Origin of the sequence: Nocardia sp. 2TAF39 (genome assembly GCF_052114905.1) — a bacterium.
Taxonomy (GTDB): domain Bacteria; phylum Actinomycetota; class Actinomycetes; order Mycobacteriales; family Mycobacteriaceae; genus Nocardia.
Genome location: NZ_JBFRFQ010000025.1, coordinates 11,917 through 29,812, shown reverse-complemented (window position 1 = coordinate 29,812; position 17,896 = coordinate 11,917). Strand labels below are relative to the sequence as shown.

Annotated in this window: 2 protein-coding genes; both read right to left on the bottom strand. The window is 66.6% G+C overall.

Annotated features, from left to right (window positions below):
• Nucleotides 1–44: 44 nt before the first annotated feature.
• Nucleotides 45–13,307 carry an amino acid adenylation domain-containing protein gene (locus AB4Z47_RS17415; protein ID WP_441952054.1) on the bottom strand — a complete coding sequence of 4,421 codons (13,263 nt, stop codon included), beginning with the start codon at nucleotides 13,305–13,307 and terminating at the stop codon, nucleotides 45–47.
• A 534-nt stretch (nucleotides 13,308–13,841) separates the two neighbouring features.
• Nucleotides 13,842–17,888 carry a type VII secretion protein EccCa gene (gene eccCa, locus AB4Z47_RS17410; protein WP_441951966.1) on the bottom strand — a complete coding sequence of 1,349 codons (4,047 nt, stop codon included), beginning with the start codon at nucleotides 17,886–17,888 and terminating at the stop codon, nucleotides 13,842–13,844.
• Between the last annotated feature and the right edge of the window lie 8 nt (nucleotides 17,889–17,896).

Below are 17,896 nucleotides of genomic sequence, written 5' to 3'. Positions count from 1 at the left end.
GGTGCAGGCGACACCGCGCCGTCTGCCGTGCGAAGAACGGTTGCTCAGCCGACCTGTCGAGTGCTGGTCTGGGTACCGGGCTCGCCGCGCGGAGCGCTGTTCGGCTCAGGCAGAAATCCGGATGCGATGAAGGAACCGATGTAGGTGTCCAGCACGGTCTCGTCTATTGCTGGGCAGCGGATGCCGTTCTCGGCGAGCGCCTTTCGGGTGTTGATGTCGTCCAGCACGATGTCGCTGGTCCCTCCGGCGTAATTGCCGCTGAGCAGGACCGCGCGAACCAAGGAATCGTCGCCGGCCGCGTTGCGTGTCCGGGCTTCGTCGGCGAGCCGGAGCTGGACCGTGTCGAGCGTTTCGGACACGACGGGCAATCCGCGCCTGCGCAGGCATTCGAAAATATCGTGGAGCGCGACCGGCTTTTCGTTCACCAAGTGATACACGATGTCGGTCTCGGGCTCGGCCGAGATCGCCACGATGGCGGCGGCCACGTAGGACACCGGAACCAGCGCGATCGTCGCGTCCCCGACATCGGGGGCAATGCCGAGGATCGCGGCGGCCCGGATCATGTTCCAGAACGCGTCGTCGACATTGTTCACACCGAGCTGGAGGTCGCCGGAAACCAAGCCAGGCCGGTAGACGCGGGCGGGCACGCCGCGCTCAGCTGCCTGGAGGATCAGTTGTTCGGCAGCCCATTTGCTGGCGACGTATCCGTGTGCGGGCAGCTCGTCGGCGTCGATGCGGGTTACCTCGCGGATGATGCTTCCCGAAACAACCGTCGCGGGCACCGCGGTGTCGGCGGTGGAGACGAAGTGGACGAGCTTGATCCGTTGGGTAGTCGCCAAACGCAGCACTTCGCGAGTGCCCTCGACGTTGGGGGCCCGAAGCAGTGAATACGGTTCGACATGGTTGACCCGAGCGCCGTTGTGGTAGATCGCGTCAATGCGGGCGGCAAGCCGTGCGAAGTCGGCGTCGGCCAGGCCGAACGACGGCTCGGCGAGATCACCGGGCACCGGCACTACTCGGGCCTCGAGTGTGTCGTCCCACAGCCGGTAGGCCTGTAGTGCGCTGCGGATGCGGTCGCGGCCCTGCCGGACGCTGTCCGCGCGGACCAGGCACCACACTTGGGCGTCGGTACGGTCGACCAGTTCTCGCAGCAGGTAGGCGCCGACAAATCCGGTCGCTCCGGTCAGCAGCACATCACGCGCGGGCCCGGCGTGCACGGGCGCGAGTTCCGCGATGCCGATCTCCGGCCCGAGTACGGCGTCAGCGGCGATCAGAGCGGGGCTGTGGACCGGAACGTCCTGGCCCGCGACGCGCCCTGCGAGGCCGCGCACGGTGGGGGCGCCGAACAGCGCCGACATCGGCAGCTCGCGGTCGAGCCGCGCGGCCAGTGCCTGCTGCAGGGTGAAGGCGAGTAGTGACGTGCCGCCGAGCTCGAAGAAATTGTCCTCGACCCCGACCCGGGGGACCCCGAGGACTTCCGTGAACGCGTTCGCGATCAGCTGTTCGATAGGCGTTGCGGGCGCGACGAAGTCGCGGGGTCGGAACACCGGCTCAGGCAACGCCGAACGATCCAGTTTCCCGCTGCTGTTGACCGGGAACGTGTCGAGTACCTGCACCGTCGACGGAACCATGTACGACGGCAGCACCCGCGTCAACGACTCACGCAGTCCGGCCGCGTCGACATGGGCGCCGCCCGCGGGCACCACATAGCCGACCAGCTGATCCCCGGCGGTCACTGTCGCCACCGCCTGAGCGACGGCGGGGTCGGCCAGCAGTGCGGTCTCGATCTCGCCGAGCTCGATGCGTTGGCCGCGCACCTTTACCTGGAAATCAACCCGCCCCAGGTAGTCGAGTGCCCCGGCGCGGGTCCACCGCACCAGATCGCCGGTGCGGTACATCCTGGTACCGGGGGTGCCCAGCGGGTTGGCGACGAACCGGTCCGCGGTGAGATCCGGCCGCCGGTGATAGCCATCAGCGAGTTGGGCGCCTGCCAGATACAGCTCGCCGGTGACGCCGGCGGGAACCGGCCGCAACCGGCTGTCGAGCACGAAGACCTGCGAATTCCATTCGGGTGTGCCGATCAACACTGCACTGTCGGTCGCGCTGACCTGCCGGTGGGTGATGCTCACCGCCGCTTCGGTCGGGCCGTAGAGATTGTGCACCTCGGCGGCGGCGACCGCCTGGAACGCACGGACTGTCTCCGGCGGCAACGCCTCACCGATAACCAAAACCGCACGCAATGACTCCAATTCGCGCGCCGGTGCGTGCGCGGCGAACACCGCGAGCAACGAAGGGACGAAGTCGGTGATGCTGACCTGGTGCTCGCGGATCAGCCGGGACAGGTACCGCGGATCACGGTGACCGTCCGGCGCGGCCAAGATCAGCCGCGCACCGGTCTGCAAGGGCAGGAAATATCCCCACAGCGACACGTCGAACGTCGCAGCGGTCTTCTGCAGGTACACGTCGGCGGCGTCCACACGGTACTCGGCCCGCATCCACGCGAGCTGGTTACCGAGGGCGGCGTGGCTGACCGCGACCCCCTTAGGCAGACCGGTCGACCCCGACGTGTAGATCACATAGGCGGTGTGTTCGGGTCGCAGGGGCCGCACCCGCTCGTCGTCGGAGATCGGCGCGGCCGACAGCGTCGACAGATCCAGGGTGTCGACTGTGGTGGCAGGAGCCAGCGTGAACTCGTCGGCCGTCGAGGTCAGCACACAGTGTGGTGCCGCCGAGTCGAGCACATGACGGAGACGTTCATCGGGTTGATCCGGGTCCAGCGGCACATATGTCCCGCCCGCTTTGGCGATCGCGTACATGGTGATGACTTGATCGAGGGATCGGCGCATGGCCGAGACGACCAGTGCGTCCGGGCCCACCCCCTGTCCGATCAGCCACCGCGCCAAGCGATTTGCCCGGGCGTCGAGCTGCGCATAGGTCAGGCATTCCCGGCCGAATACCACGGCGGGGGAATCCGGATCGAGCACCACCTGTTCCTCGAACGCCGACATCACGCTCGCCCTGGCGACAATGGGGTGGCCGGTGTCGTTCCATTCGACGAGCACCCGGCTGCGTTCGATCTCGTCGAGCAACTCGATGTCGCCGACCGCCACGACCGGATTCGCCACGACAGCGGACAAGATCCGCACCAGCCGATTCGCGAACTCCTGTGCGGTCGACGCGTCGAACAGATCTGTCGCGTAGGTGAGCGCACCCCCGATCCCTATGGGGGTGCCGTCGTCGGCGTAACCATCCGAGACTGTCAGATCCAGGTCGAATTGAGAGGTCGCGATGTCGACCGCCAGACCCGCGACTGTCAAGCCGGGCAGTTCGAGCTCGGTGCGCGCCATGTTCTGAAATGCCAGTCCCACCTGGAACAGTGGATGCCGCGCCGTGGACCGGGGCGGATCGAGAATCTCGACCAGCCGCTCGAACGGTATGTCCGCGTTGGCGTATGCCCGCAGGTCGGTTTCCCGCTGCCGCACCAGCAGAGCGGTGAACGGCTCGCTCTCGTCGATTCGGGAGCGCAACACCAGGGTGTTGACGAACATCCCGATCAGATCGTCCAACGTCCGGTCCGCACGACCGGCGACCGGCACCCCGATGGCGATATCGCCGGTGCGTGACATCCGTGCCAGTAGCACGGCAAACGCCGCGTGCAGCACCATGAACAGGGTGGCACTGTGTTCCCGGGCCAGGCTGATCAGCGCCTGGTGGGTGTCGGCGTCGATCTGCCAGTGGACGGTGTCCGCGGCCAGCGACGGCACCGCGGGCCGTGGCCGGTCCGATGGGAGGTCCAGCTGGCCGGGCAGGTCGGCGAGTGCCGCACGCCAGTACGATATCTGCTGGCTTGCCGGCGAATGCGCGTCGTTCTCCGAGCCGACCGCGGCGCGCTGCCAGAGTGCGTAATCGGCGTACTGCACCGGCAGCGCAGACCAATCGGGCGCTGCGCCCGTGGCCGCTCGTGCGGCGTACGCGCGCATCACGTCTCGGGTCAGCGGGCGCACCGAGGACCCGTCGGCAGCGATGTGATGCACCACCAGCGCCAGCACATGGTCGCGCGGGCCGAGTTCGAACAAGCCGACCCGCACCGGTACCGCCGACGTCACATCGAAGGGCGTGGTCGCCAGCGCGTACAGGCGGTCAGCGAGCTCGTCCGCCGGCACCGTCGTCACGGCGGTGTCGGGCATGGCGTATTCGGTCGGCAAGATCTCCTGCACCGGGCCGTCCTCCGTTGCCGGATAGACGGTGCGCAATACCTCGTGCCGTGCGATGACATCGGCGACGGCCGATTGCAGCGCCGATACATCGAGTTGTCCGGACAACCGGACCGCGATCGGAATGTGGTAGGCCGCGGAGCGCGGATCGAAGCGATTGAGAAACCACATCCGTTGCTGTGCGAGGGACAGCGGAATCCGCTCCGGGCGAGGTCGCGCCGTCAGGGCTGGCCGGCCACCGGCACCTGCGATCCGGGCGACGCGCGCGGCCAGCTCCGCGACGGTCGGCGCCTCGAAGAGTGTCCTTACCGGGACCCTGGTGTCCAGGGCGACGCCGAGCCGCGCGGCAACCTGGGTCGCGACCAGCGAATTGCCGCCGATCGCGAAGAAGTCGTCGTCCAGCCCGACCCGGTGCACGCCGAGCGCCTCGGCAAAGGAGTGCGCCACTATCTCCTCGATGGGAGAGGACGGTGCCCGAAACGCAGGGGCCTCGAATACTGGATCCGGCAGTGCTTTCCGGTCTACCTTCCCATTCGTGTTCACCGGGATTTCCTCGAGAACCACGAATGCCGAAGGCACCATGTACGACGGCAGCACCGCCGCGACCGCCGAGCGCAGCACCTCGATGTCCAGCTCACGGCCGGTGGGGACGACATAGCCGACGAGCCGATCTCCGATCAGCGGATCGTTGTGCGCGACCACCACCGCCCGCGTCACCGATGGGTGCGTGGCGAGCGCTGCCTCGACCTCACCCGGTTCGATGCGGAAGCCGCGCACCTTGATCTGGAAGTCGTTGCGGCCCAAGTATTCCAGCTCGCCATTTGCACGCCGCGTGACCAGGTCGCCGGTGCGGTACATCCGGCCTCCGGCGGGGCCCATCAGGTTGGCGACGAACCGATCGGCGGTCAGCTCCGGGCGATGGTGGTAGCCGCGCGCCAGTTGGGCGCCCGCCAGATACAACTCGCCCGGCACGCCGTACGGCACCGGATGCAATCTCGAATCCAGCACCAGCGCCTGGGTGTTCCATACTGGCGCACCGATCGGCACCGATCCCGGCCGATTATCGCTTACCGAGTATGCGGTGGCTGACACCGCGGCCTCGGTCGGACCGTAGAGATTGAACAAGTCGGCGGAGTTGTTCTGGCGGAACCGGGTCGCGGTCGCCCGCGGCAGCGCCTCTCCGATCGCGAGTACCCGCCGCAGCGGGCCGGGTAATGTGCCGCCGCATGCGTCCAGCAGAGCGTCCAGCATCGCAGGCACCACGTGCAGGGTGGTGACGCCCTCGGTGCGGATCAGGTCGTTGAGGTATGCCGGCTCGCGGTGGCCGTCGGCCGAGGCGAGCACAAGGGCACCGCCCGATACCGGCCCACACCAGTACTCCCACACCGACAGGTCGAACGTCGCTGTCGTCTTCACCAACACCCGGTCATCGGGGGCAAGGCCGAATTCGGCGGTCTTCCACAACAGTTGGTTGACAATCGCACCGTGTGCGATCGCGACGGCCTTCGGCCGCCCCGTCGAGCCGGACGTGAACAGCACGTAGGCGGTATTGCCCGGCCGAAGCGGTGCGAGCCGGTCGTCGTCGGTGACGCGCGCCGCCGAGTGCGCCGACAGGTCGACGGCAGCCATGGCTGTCGCGGTCAGCGTGGCGACCGGTCGGGCGGCGTCGAGGACCCGCTGGAGTCGTTCCGGTGGTTGGTCTGGGTCGAGCGGCAGATACGCGCCGCCCGCCTTGGCTACGGCATACATCGCCACAACCAGGTCGACGGAGCGGGGGATGGCCAGCGCGACCACGGATTCGGGGCCGACGCCCAACGAGATCAGATGACGGGCAAGGCGATTCACCCGAGCATCGAGCTGAGCATAAGACAACCGCACTTCGCCGCAGACGATCGCGAGCGCATCCGGGACTGCCGCCACCTGCGTATCGAACAGCCCGACAAGGGTTTCGTCAGGTGTCCGATGATCCGTCCCCGTGGACAGGGACAGCAGCCGAATCTGCTCGGCGTTGTCGACGATCGAGATATCGCCGACCGGGATCGTGGGATCGTCGAGCACCGACTGCAGGATGCGGGCGTAGCGCTCGATGAACTGCTGTACTGTCCCCTCATCGAATAGGTCTGTCGCGTAACCGAATTCGATCCGGATCGGTCCAGGGGCGCCATTCGCGTCATGTTGGTCCAGTACCTGGATATGCAAGTCGGTCTTCGCCAGCCGCGTGTCGATCTCCACCGCGCGCAGTCCGAGACCAGGCAGCTCGAGGTCGGCGGTAGAGAAATTCTGGAAAGCGAAACCCACCTGGAACAAGGGATTGTGGGCAACCGATCGAACCGGGTTGAGCGCTTCCACCAGCCGTTCGAATGGAACGTCGGAATGTGCGAGCGCACGCAAATCGGTCTCGCGGGTTCGGGTCAACAACTCGGTGAAGCTCGCATCGAGGTCGACGCGGGTGCGCAGGACCAAGGTGTTGACGAACATTCCGATCAGGTCGTCGAGGGCGGCTTCGCCACGACCTGCCACGGGCGTGCCGATGGCGATGTCGGAGGTTCCGGACAGCCGCGACAGCAGCACCGCCAAGGCGGCGCGCATCACCATGAACAGTGTCGCGCCATTGTCCAGGGCGAGCTCGAGCAAGGCGCCGTGCACTGTGGGAGCGAGGGTGAGCCGGACCGTTGCGCCGCGGAATGATTGTGCGGGCGGGCGTGGCCGGTCGCTTGGCAGCACCAACTGGTCGGGCAGTCCCGCCAACTCGGTCGTCCAGTAGCCGATCTGTCGCGACACCAACGAATCCTGGTCGTCGTCGGAGCCCAGCAGCTCACGCTGCCACAGCGCGTAGTCGGCGTACTGCACCGCAAGCGGGCGCCACGGCGGCGCCGTCCCGTTGCTCCGCGCGGTGAATGCGGTGGCGAGGTCCCGGATCAGCGGAACCGTAGACGAACCGTCGGCGCAGATGTGGTGGACGACGAACACCAAGACGTAGTCGTGCGGAGTACGGAACAACCGCACATCCACCGGGACCTCGACGGCGACATCGAATCCGCGCAGCGCGACCGCACGCACCAGGTCGTCGATCTCGTCGTCGGCCGCGGTCACAAGAGTGAGATCCGCAACCGCCGGGCTCGTCACCAGCACCACCTGATGTGGTCCGTCCCCGTCGACCGGGTATATGGTCCGCAAGCTCTCATGTCGCTGCACGACATCGGTGAGCGCAGACCGCAAGACGGTCACGTCCAGATCCCCGGACAACCGCACCGCGAAGGAGATGTTGTCCACGGCGGAATCGGTGTCGAACTGGTTGAGTAACCAATATCGCTGCTGCGCATGCGACAACGGGATACGAGGCGGCCGCGGCCGCCTGGCCAACGCTGGTCGCACATCTGCTTCTGTGTCCAGCGAACGCCGAGCCAACCCGGCCACAGTCGGTGCTTCGAACAGCTCGCGCACGCCGAGGCCGGTTCCCAGTGCCGCGTTGATCCGCGCCAACACCCGCATGCCGACGAGCGAATTGCCGCCCAGGTCGAAGAAGTTGTCGTCCAGACCGACACGTTCGGCGCCGAGCAGTTCCGCGAAGGCCGCGCTGATCACCTGCTCGGCTGCGGTGGACGCCGCCCGGTAGAGCGGTGCCGATAACTGGACGTCGACGTCGGGCAGCGCCCGACGATCGAGTTTGCCGCTCGCGGTGAGCGGAAGGCTGGGCATCGGAATGATGTGCTGCGGAACCATGTAGGCGGGCAGCGACCGCGCAGCGTGATCGGCCAGCTCGGCCGGATCGATGGCGGCGCCCGCGGTGGGAACGACATAGCCGGCCAGGAAGTCACCCACATGCTGGTCGTGCTGTACGACGACGACGGCGTGGTCTACCGATGGATGCGCAGCGAGGGTGGCTTCGATTTCGCCGAGTTCGATGCGCAGACCACGTAGTTTGACCTGAAAATCGGTGCGGCCGAGGAACTCCAGGTTCCCATCCGGCAATCTCCGGACGAGATCGCCGGTTCGGTACATCCGGGTCCCTGTCGCGCCGTACGGGTCGGCGACGAATCGGCCCGCGGAGGCCGGGCTGTCACCGAGGTAGGCCCGTGCCAGCTGTACGCCGGACAGGTAGAGCTCCCCGGGAACGCCGGGTGGCACGAGGTGTAGTCGTGAATCCAGCACATACGCACCGGTGTTGGGAACCGGCCTACCGATCGGGACCGCGCCGAGGTGGCGGGGCCGGCACCGGAACACCGTGGATGTCACGGTGGCTTCGGTCGGGCCGTAGGTGTTGTCGACGATGATCTCGTGCCGGAGGCGCTCGAGCACAGTCGGCGAAAGTTGCTCGCCCCCGATCGACAGATACCGCAGGCTCGACGGCAGTTCGGCGCGATCGGCCAACAGCAGCGCCAGCATCGATGGCACGAACTCGAGGATGCTCACTCGGTGCGTCCGGGCCTGTGCGATCAGATAGCCGGGGTCGAGATGGCCGTCATGCCGCGCGACGACGAGCCGCGCGCCGATCTGCAATGGCAGGAACAGCTCCCACACCGAGGCATCGAATGTGAACGGTGTCTTGTGCAGGAACGCGTCGGTGGGACCCAGCTCGTAGTGTGCCCGCATCCACGCCATCTGGTTGACCACCGATCGGTGGCTGACCACAACACCTTTCGGGCGGCCGGTGGATCCGGAGGTGTAGATGACATATGCGGCATTGTCCGGGCGCAACGACGCCGACCGGTCGCCGTCGGAGATCGGCGCCGCACTCATGTCCGTCAAGTCGAGCGCGTCCAACAGCACCACCGGACGTTCGGGTGCATCGTCCAGCTCCACACCGTTCACGGTGAGCACGAGGACGGGAGCGCTGCTCGTCAACACATAGGCGATCCGCGCATCGGGATGATCCGGATCGATCGGCACGTACGCACCGCCGGCTCGAAGGACCGCGTAGACCGCGACCAACTGCTGCATCGAACGCCGAACAGCGATGCCCACCCGGGATTCCGGACCGACTCCTGCCGCGATGAGATACCGCGCGAGCCGGTTCACCCGCGCATCGAACTCCCGGTAGGTCCACTGGTTGTCATCGAAGACCAGCGCCGTGGCATCAGGCGTTCGGGTGACCTGCGCGTCGAACAGGTCCAGCAGCGTGCCGGACGGCGCGGGTGCGGCAGTGTTGTCGGACGCTCCGAGTAGTGCGCTCTCGGATTCGGACAGGATCGAGATGTCACCGACTGGTGCGCACTCGTCGTGACTTACCGATTGGAGTACCGCGACATATCTGCGTGCGAACGATTCGGCAGTGACGTGGTCGAACAAGTCCTGCGCGTATCCGATTTCGCCGAGCAGGAGGGACTCGCCGTCTTCGTCGGTCTTCTCGGTGAGCGTCACTGCCAGATCTACCTTGGCGACCTCGGTGTCGAATGCCATCTCGGTGACACCGAGCCCGGGCAGCTCGATCCGCGGCTGCGCAAAGTTTTGCAGCATGAGCAGCACCTGGAACAACGGCGCATAGGACAACGAGTGGCCCGGCCGCAGCAGCTCGACGACCCGATCGATACTCAGGTCCGCGTGATCGTAAGCGGCCAGGTCGGTGTCGCGGACGCGGGCGAGCAGGCGGGAGAAGGATTCGTCCGGCTGCACCTCGGTACGCAGTACCAGGCTGTTGCCGAACATCCCGACCAACTCGTCGAGTGCGACGTCCCCGCGGCCGGCGACCTGTGTGCCAACTGTGATGTCGGTATTGCCGGACAGCCGAGCCAACACGACGATCAATGCCGTGTGCACCACCATGAACAGTGTCGCGTTATGCTCTCTGGCCAACCGCCGCAGCCCATCGGTGACGTTCGCGTCGACCGAGAACTCCACTGTGCCTCCGCGACCCGATGGTGTCGTCGGTCGCGGTCGATCCCAAGGAAGAGTAAGCAACTCTGGCGATCCGGTGAGCTGGCGCACCCAGTATGCGGCCTGCCGCGCAGACAACGACTGTTCGTCGGCCTCGTTGCCGAGCAGTTCGCGCTGCCACAGCGCGTAGTCCGCGTACTGGACCGGTAACGGGCGCCATCCCGGCGCGACACCGGCCACACGCGCCTGATAAGCGACCGCGAAGTCTCGGGCCAACGGCGCCAGCGACGTACCGTCGCAGGCGATGTGATGCGCCACCAGAACCAGGACATGCTCGTTCGGCGCGAGCCGGAACAGACTGGCGTGCATCGGAAGATCCGACGTCAGATCGAAACCGATCGAGACTGCTGTCCGGATCCGTGCCTGGATGTCGGTGTCCGTCGTCGGCCGCGGCTCCAGCGTCGGTGCCGCCTGCGGTGAAAGTAGTTGCTGGAACGGGCCATCCGCGGAGTCGGGGTAGATTGTCCGCAGCGGCTCGTGCCGTTCGACCACGTCGCGCAGCGCCGTCTGCAGCGCGTCCAGATCGATGACGCCGGTCAACCGCAGGGCGAAGGGAATATTGTATGCCGCCGATGCGGTGTCGAACTGGTTGAGGACCCACATGCGTTGCTGGGCAAGTGACAAGGGAATCCGCGCGGGCCGCGGTCTCGGGGCCAGCGGCGGCCTGCCGCCCTGGCCGGCCAAGGGCGAAATCCGACCTGACAACCCTGCGACGGTCGATTCCTCGAACAGCACCCGAGCCGAGAACTCGGCGTCGATCCGCGCCTTGATCCGCGCCACCGCCCGGGTGGCCAGCAACGAGTTGCCGCCGAGTGCGAAGAAATCATCGTCCAGGCCGACTCGGTCTACGCCGAGGATGTCAGCGAAAATGTCGGCGACCGCGACCTCGACCGGGCCTGCCGGAGTGCGGAAGACCGCCGTGGCGGCTGCCGGCGCGGGTAACGCCTGGCGATCCAATTTGCCGTGCATGGTTAGTGGAATCGCATCGATCACGACGAATGCCGTAGGCACCATGTGGGCGGGCAGCACCCGCGCCACCGCGTCGCGGACGACCGCCACATCCGGTTGGCCTACGAGATACGCAACGATCCGCTGGTCGCCGGGCATGTCCTCACGGACGATAACAACCGCCTGGTGCACCGATTCCACGGCAAGCACGGCGGCTTCGATCTCGCCGAGTTCGATTCGGAACCCACGCACCTTTACCTGGCTGTCCGCACGGCCCAGGTACACGAGATCGCCCTCGGAGTTCCACCTGGCCAGGTCACCGGATCGGTACAGGCGAGTGCCGTCGGCGGCGAACGGGTCGGCCACGAAACGCCCGGACGTCAGCCCCGCCCGGCCGAGGTAGCCGCGCCCCAATTGCTCACCGGCAATATAGATCTCGCCCTTGACACCTACCGGAACCGGACGTAATCGCTCATCCAACACGGAGATCCGCAAACCGGGGATGGCAGCGCCGATCGTGCTGCTGGTCGCCGCCGAGAGCCAGTAATGGGTCGCATGCACGGTCGTCTCGGTGGTGCCGTACATGTTCACCAATTTCGCGGTAGACGCACCGCGGGCGAACCAGTCGCCGAGTCTGCGGAACTCCAGCGCCTCCCCGCCGAACACGATATAGCGCAACGACAGCGGAGCGTGCTCGGTAGCCGCCGCCGACGTTGCGCGGTCCGCCTCCGCCAGCTGATAGAACGCCGAGGGCGTCTGATTGAGCACGGTCACCTGCTCGCCGCGCAGCAGCTCCAGAAATTGCTCGGGTGACCGCGACGTCAGATAGTCGACGACGACGAGTGTGCCGCCGTACAGCAGCGGACCCCACATCTCCCACACCGAGAAGTCGAACGCATACGAATGGAACATCGTCCACACGTCACGGTGATCGAAAGCGAACAGCGACCGCGTGTTCGCGAACAACGTCACCACATTGCGATGGGGGATCTGCATGCCCTTGGGCCGACCGGTCGAACCGGACGTGTAGATCACATACGCGACGTTTCCGGGCCGCAGCGGAGACCGACGGTCCCGGTCGGTGACCGGAGAATCGTCGATATCGGACAGATCGATCCGGTCCAGCTCGAGCACGGGAGCTTCGGCGGGCAGCGGCGTCCCGGCCGTTGTCACCACGCAGACCGGGTCGGCGTCCGACAGCAGGTAGGCGATCCGGTCAACCGGGTAGGCCGGATCTACCGGCAGATAGCCGCCGCCTGCCTGCACGGTTGCGAGCAATGCGACCACCAAGTCCAGCGATCGAGGCAACACGACCGCAACCAGGGTTTCCGGACCCGCGCCCAGCGCCACCAGCTTGCGGGCCAATTTGTTGACGCGACCAGCCAACTCGCGGTAGGTCAGCGTCTCGGCGCCGAATTTGACCGCGGTCGCGTCCGGATAGGTCGTCACCACACCCTCGAACACCTCGACCAGCGTGATCTCTTCCCCGGGCTGCGGCCCGCGGGAAGCGTCCTTGTCACGCGGCGCACGTAGGAAGGCGGTGCGCGCGGACACCGCGGACAGGAAATCGCTCATCGGTTCCGACGGCGGGAGATGGAAGACGGTCCGCCGCGCACCGATCGTCGCCACCTCGGCCTGGGTCACCCGGATGACGCCATCGACTGTGCCGGTCGTGCTCCAGGTGTAGGCCACATATGCGACGTCCTCGGCCCGAATCGGGCGCAGTCGATCCTCGTATGACACCGACTCGGCGGACCAACGGACGAGCTCATGCCGGAACTCCGGATCATCGAGTACCAGCCACTCGATCGAACCAGGCAAGTGCTGGCCAGCGCCCGATTCGCGACCGGGCAAGGCCGTGCCTGTCGTGATACCGATCGCTGGGGTCGCATCGACCAGCATGTGAGCGACGCGCTCCGCCGGAGCGGTCGCGTCAACGGTGACGAACCCCGCACCCGTTTTGGCCACTGCCCACATGGCCGACACCGACTCGATCGACGGCACAATCGCCACCACGACCAGATCCCCTGGACCGACACTGCGCGCTATCAGTACACGCGCCAACCGCGACGACACCTCGTCCAACTCGCGATAACTGAGTGCAACCCCATCGTGTGATACGGCCGTCCCATCGGGATCGGCCTCGACCGCCGCAGCCAACAGCCGCGGCAGCGTGGTCACCGTCTGCTGCCTCGCCCGAACCGGCCGCACCCGCACCGGGTTCTTCGCCTGGCCGACGCTCGCCGGACTATTGCCCATCACACTGTTCACCAATCAGCCAGCAAAGAGGTAGAGACTTCGAACTCGAAGAAGAAGCTACCGTCCGGCGGTCCGTGCTGGTTTTCCAGCTCTGGTAACCGCAAAAGCAGACCGAGCGCAGGTCACGGCGGCACTCCGCCGAGTAGCCACGTCGGGAGTACACGCGACCACCGCCGTTTGGCATCAATCACTGGTGACGCGCTCGGGCCCGATCCCGTAGACACCGGCAAACGTCGGTTCGAACTAGCCACACCGGCTGAACCAGCACTACTTCAGGCCGTGCCACGACGAAAACGCGGTGCCGCGTTCAGAGAATCAGCCGTGTCCGGGCCTGACGGCGAAACCACCATCTCCTGACCACGTGCGGCGGCTCACGACGCCCGGCCACTCGCCCAGTGGTTCGAGCTCATCAGAGAGCACCTGAGCACCGTCATCGCGACCGTGGCCGTGGAGCGGCTCGCCGTGACTGGTGCTCGGCGCAGCGGCCCAGGGCAACACCCGATCACTGCGCGATGATTTGTCGGCCGAGGTAGCAGCGCCGATACGTCACAACGGCGGCAGATAGCTGATCTGGACCATTTCGGTGTCGCGACTACGCGAGACGAGATGGCCGCGGCCGGGGGGCAGCTTCGAGGACCGGATCCCGCCGAGAATGACGCCCTCGTCCTTCGGCGCGCTCATCAGGAACGCGTCCACCGACATGTCCTTGAGCGGGCCGAGCACCGCGTCGTACAGGGCACGGCTGGCGCCGCCCGCGCGGCGGGCGATGATCACGTGCAGCCCGATATCGCGGGCCTGCGGAAGGAATTCCAGCAGGGCCGTCAGCGGGTTCTGCGACGACACCATGTCGTAGTCGTCGACAACGACATAGATCTCCGGCCCGGACCACCAGCTACGCTCCCGCAGCTGCTGCGGGGTGACGTCGGGTCCCGGAATCCGCTCCTCCAGGTATTCGGCGACTTCCTTCAGCATGGGAGCCGACGTTTGCGACGACGTCGAGTAACCGGCGAGGTGGTCGCCCTCGATGGCGCCGAGCATGGTGCGCCGGTAGTCGATGAGAATCACCCGCGCCTGCTCCGGCGTGGTCCGCTCGACGATGCCCTCGACGATGTTGCGCAACACGGTCGTCTTGCCCGCCTCGATGTCGCCGAAGATCACTAGGTGCGGCTGGGCGTCGAAATCCAGTACGATCGGCTGCAATTCGGACTCCCCCAACCCGATCGCGACACGGGTCGCTCCCAGGTCCGCGCCGCCGCCCTCCGCCCCCGCGATGACTTCGGCCCGGTCGACCTGCGCGGGCAGCATCCGTACAGCGGGAGCGCGGCAGTCGCCATGAAGCACGGACAACTGTTCCTTGGCTGCGGCCACGCCGTCGGCCAGCGTCTCGGGCTCGAGCTGCGAATCCACCCGCGGCAACGCGATCAGCATGTGCAAGCTGTCGGGTGTCAACCCACGGCCCGGGCGTCCGACGGGCACGTGCACGGCAACGCGGCGGTTCATCTCCGAGTCCGACGGATCGCCGAGCCGCAACTCCAGCCGTGTTCCGATCTGGTCCTTGATCACCGGACGAATCTCCACCCAGCGGGACGCGCCGAGTATCAGGTGCAGCCCGTACGAGAGCCCCTGTGCGGCGATCGCGTTGACGAAGCCCTCCAGCGGTTCGAATTCCTCGCGAAATGCGGCCCACCCGTCGATCACCAGGAAGACATCGCCGAACAGGTCTGCCGACAGCGGATCCGCCGCACGTTCGCCCGCCTCCCTCTGCATCAGAGCGGCTTTGCGCTTGCGGAAGTCGGCCATGTTCTCGATGCCCAGCGCCAGGAACCGCTCCTCGCGCTGCCGCAGCAACGTGGTCAGCTCGGCGATGGTGCGGCGCACCCGATCCCCTTCCAACCGGCCCGCCGTCGAGCCGACGTGCGGCAGCCCGGCGAACGCGGCGAGCGAGCCGCCGCCCAGATCGATGCAATAGAACTGCACCTGCTCAGGGGTGTGCGTGGCGGCCGCGGACATGATGATGGTGCGCAATGTGGTCGACTTGCCCGCCTGCGGACCACCTACGACTGCGACGTTGCCCTGGCCGCCGGACAGGTCGATGGTCAGCACGTCGCGCTTCTGCTCGTAGGGCTTGTCGATGACGCCGATCGGCATCCACAGCTGCCCGTGCCGGTTCACCGGCGACTGCCAATACGGATCTGGCAGCAGCATGTCCACCGACGGTGAGACATCCAGGGGCGGCAGCCACACTTCGTGCGCGGGCCGGCCGTGCCCGGTCAGCCGCTCCACCACGACCTGCAGCAGCGTCTTCTCCTGGCCGGTGTGCGTCTCGGCGGAAAGCATCGCCTCCAGCTCGTCGAGATCGGGTAGCTCCGTGCTCGTGGGTTCCGGCTGGTCCCTGATCTTCACCGGCGACGCCGTGAAAATCTCCACGGGCTGCTCGCCGACCACCGTTCCGTCCGCGGCACGCCGTGCGGTGCGGGGCGCGACGTACGGGCCGGACACGTAGGTGGTGTTGAACCGCAGCGGGTCGTCGGCGTCGCTTTTGAGGTAGGCGGACCCCGGCACGCCGGGCAGGTGATACGCGTCGGTGATGCCGAGCACCTGCCGGGACTCGCCCGCCGAGAAGGTACGCAATCCGATCCGGTAGCTCAAGTGGCTGTCCAGGCCCCGCAGCCGGTTCTCCTCCAGTCGCTGCGATGCCAACAACAGGTGCACTCGCAGCGACCGGCCGAGCCGCCCGATCATCACGAACAGGTCGGCGAAATCAGGTTTCTGCGCGAGCAGTTCGGAGAACTCGTCGACCACGACGAACAGCGCGGGCAAGGGGTCGAGCGGGGCGCCACCTACGCGGGCCTTCTCGTACTCGGTGACGTTGGCGAAATTGCCCGCGGCGCGCAGCAGTTCCTGGCGGCGATTCAGCTCTCCCGACAGCGCGTCATGCATGCGGTCGACCATCGAGAGTTCTTCCTCGAGGTTGGTGATAACCGCGGCCACATGCGGCAGCGGGTCGAGGCCGAGGAAGGTTGCGCCGCCTTTGAAGTCCACCAGGACCAGATTCAACAAGTCCGGCGAGTGGGTGGTCACCAGTGACAGCACCAGCGTGCGCAGAAACTCCGACTTGCCGGACCCGGTGGCGCCGATGCACAACCCGTGGGGTCCCATGCCGTTCTCGGCGGACTCTTTGATGTCGATCTCGACCGGTGCGCCGTCCGGCGTCACACCGATCCTGACCCGCAGCCGTTCCCGCGCGCTACGCGGCCGCCACACTTCGAGCGGGTCGATCTGGGCAGCGTCGTTGATCTTCAGCAGCGCCATCAGTCCGGGGTCGGCGCGGGAATCGTCGCCGAGATTGACGATCTGGGCGGCGGTGGCAACGCGGAAGCGGGCCACCGCGCGCGCGAACGTCTCGGCCTCGGTGCGGCTCACAACATCTGCCGTGGCGAACTTTTCCACGCCTCCGGCGGATTTGGCCGCCACCATACCGTCGTGGGTGGCCACCAGCTGCAGACCGCGGCGTACCGCAAGTCCGGCCTGCGGGGCCGTCACATCGATGACGGTGACCGAATCCAGGCCCGCGTCGCTGATGATCCGCTCGGTGCCGTTGACGAATCCGTCGTCGATCACCACCACGAGATGGATTCGTCCGGTGGTGGGTTGAGCATTGCGCATGAATCGGCCGCGTTCGAGGAGTTCCTCCGACAGCGCGGTCTCCAGCTCCGAAAGCGAGTCGAACATCATGCGAGCCGAGCCCATTCCGTCGCGCAGCAACGGATGCTGGAGCTGTGGAAGCCATTTCGCCCACGCCCAGTCCGGCCCGTCCGGGTCGGCGCAGACGACGGCGACAGCGAGATGGTCGGGTCCGTGGAAGGCGCACAGCTGCAGCAGCATCGACCGCAGCAGCCTTCGCGTGAGGGCTCGGTCGCCCTCGATATTGATCGCCGGAAAGGCGCGCAACGACAAGGCCGTCGGCAACCCGTGGACCACCGAGTGGGTGCGGACGAACCGTCGCAGCGCCACCGTCGACACCGGTTCCAGATCCTCCACCGGACCGGTCTCCGGGCGGGCCAGTTTGGTGGCGAGGCGGTGGCTGCCGACGCCGATGCGGACATGGCCGAAATCGGGATCATTGGGCCGGCGTTCCCACATCCGCCGCGTGCCGACCAACGAGTACAGGTCCGCCGGATCCGGATGCGACCACTCCAGCGCCTCGCTCTGTGCCACCGCGGTATTGCGGACATCTTTGCGTAGCTGGTCGAGGTAGCGGAAGTAGTCCTTACGATCTTCGTTGAGTTCGGCGGCGCTCTTGTTCGCACCCTTGCCGAACGCGCCGCCGAAGAACATGCCGCCCATCGACATCAGCATCATCACCGGAAACATCATGGTGAGCGGATTGTTCAGCAATGATCGCGCGCCCGAGGTGATCATCAGCGCCATCATGCCGCCGACGGCGACGATCATCACGACCGGCATCAGTTTCATGAGCAATCCACCCGGCACCGGGCGGGGCAGCTCCGGTGGCGGGTTGAGGATGACCTCGGCGCCGGGCGCACGGGGCGGGGCGATCCGGGCCAGGCGCACAAAGCCTTCGGTACTCACTGTGGTCC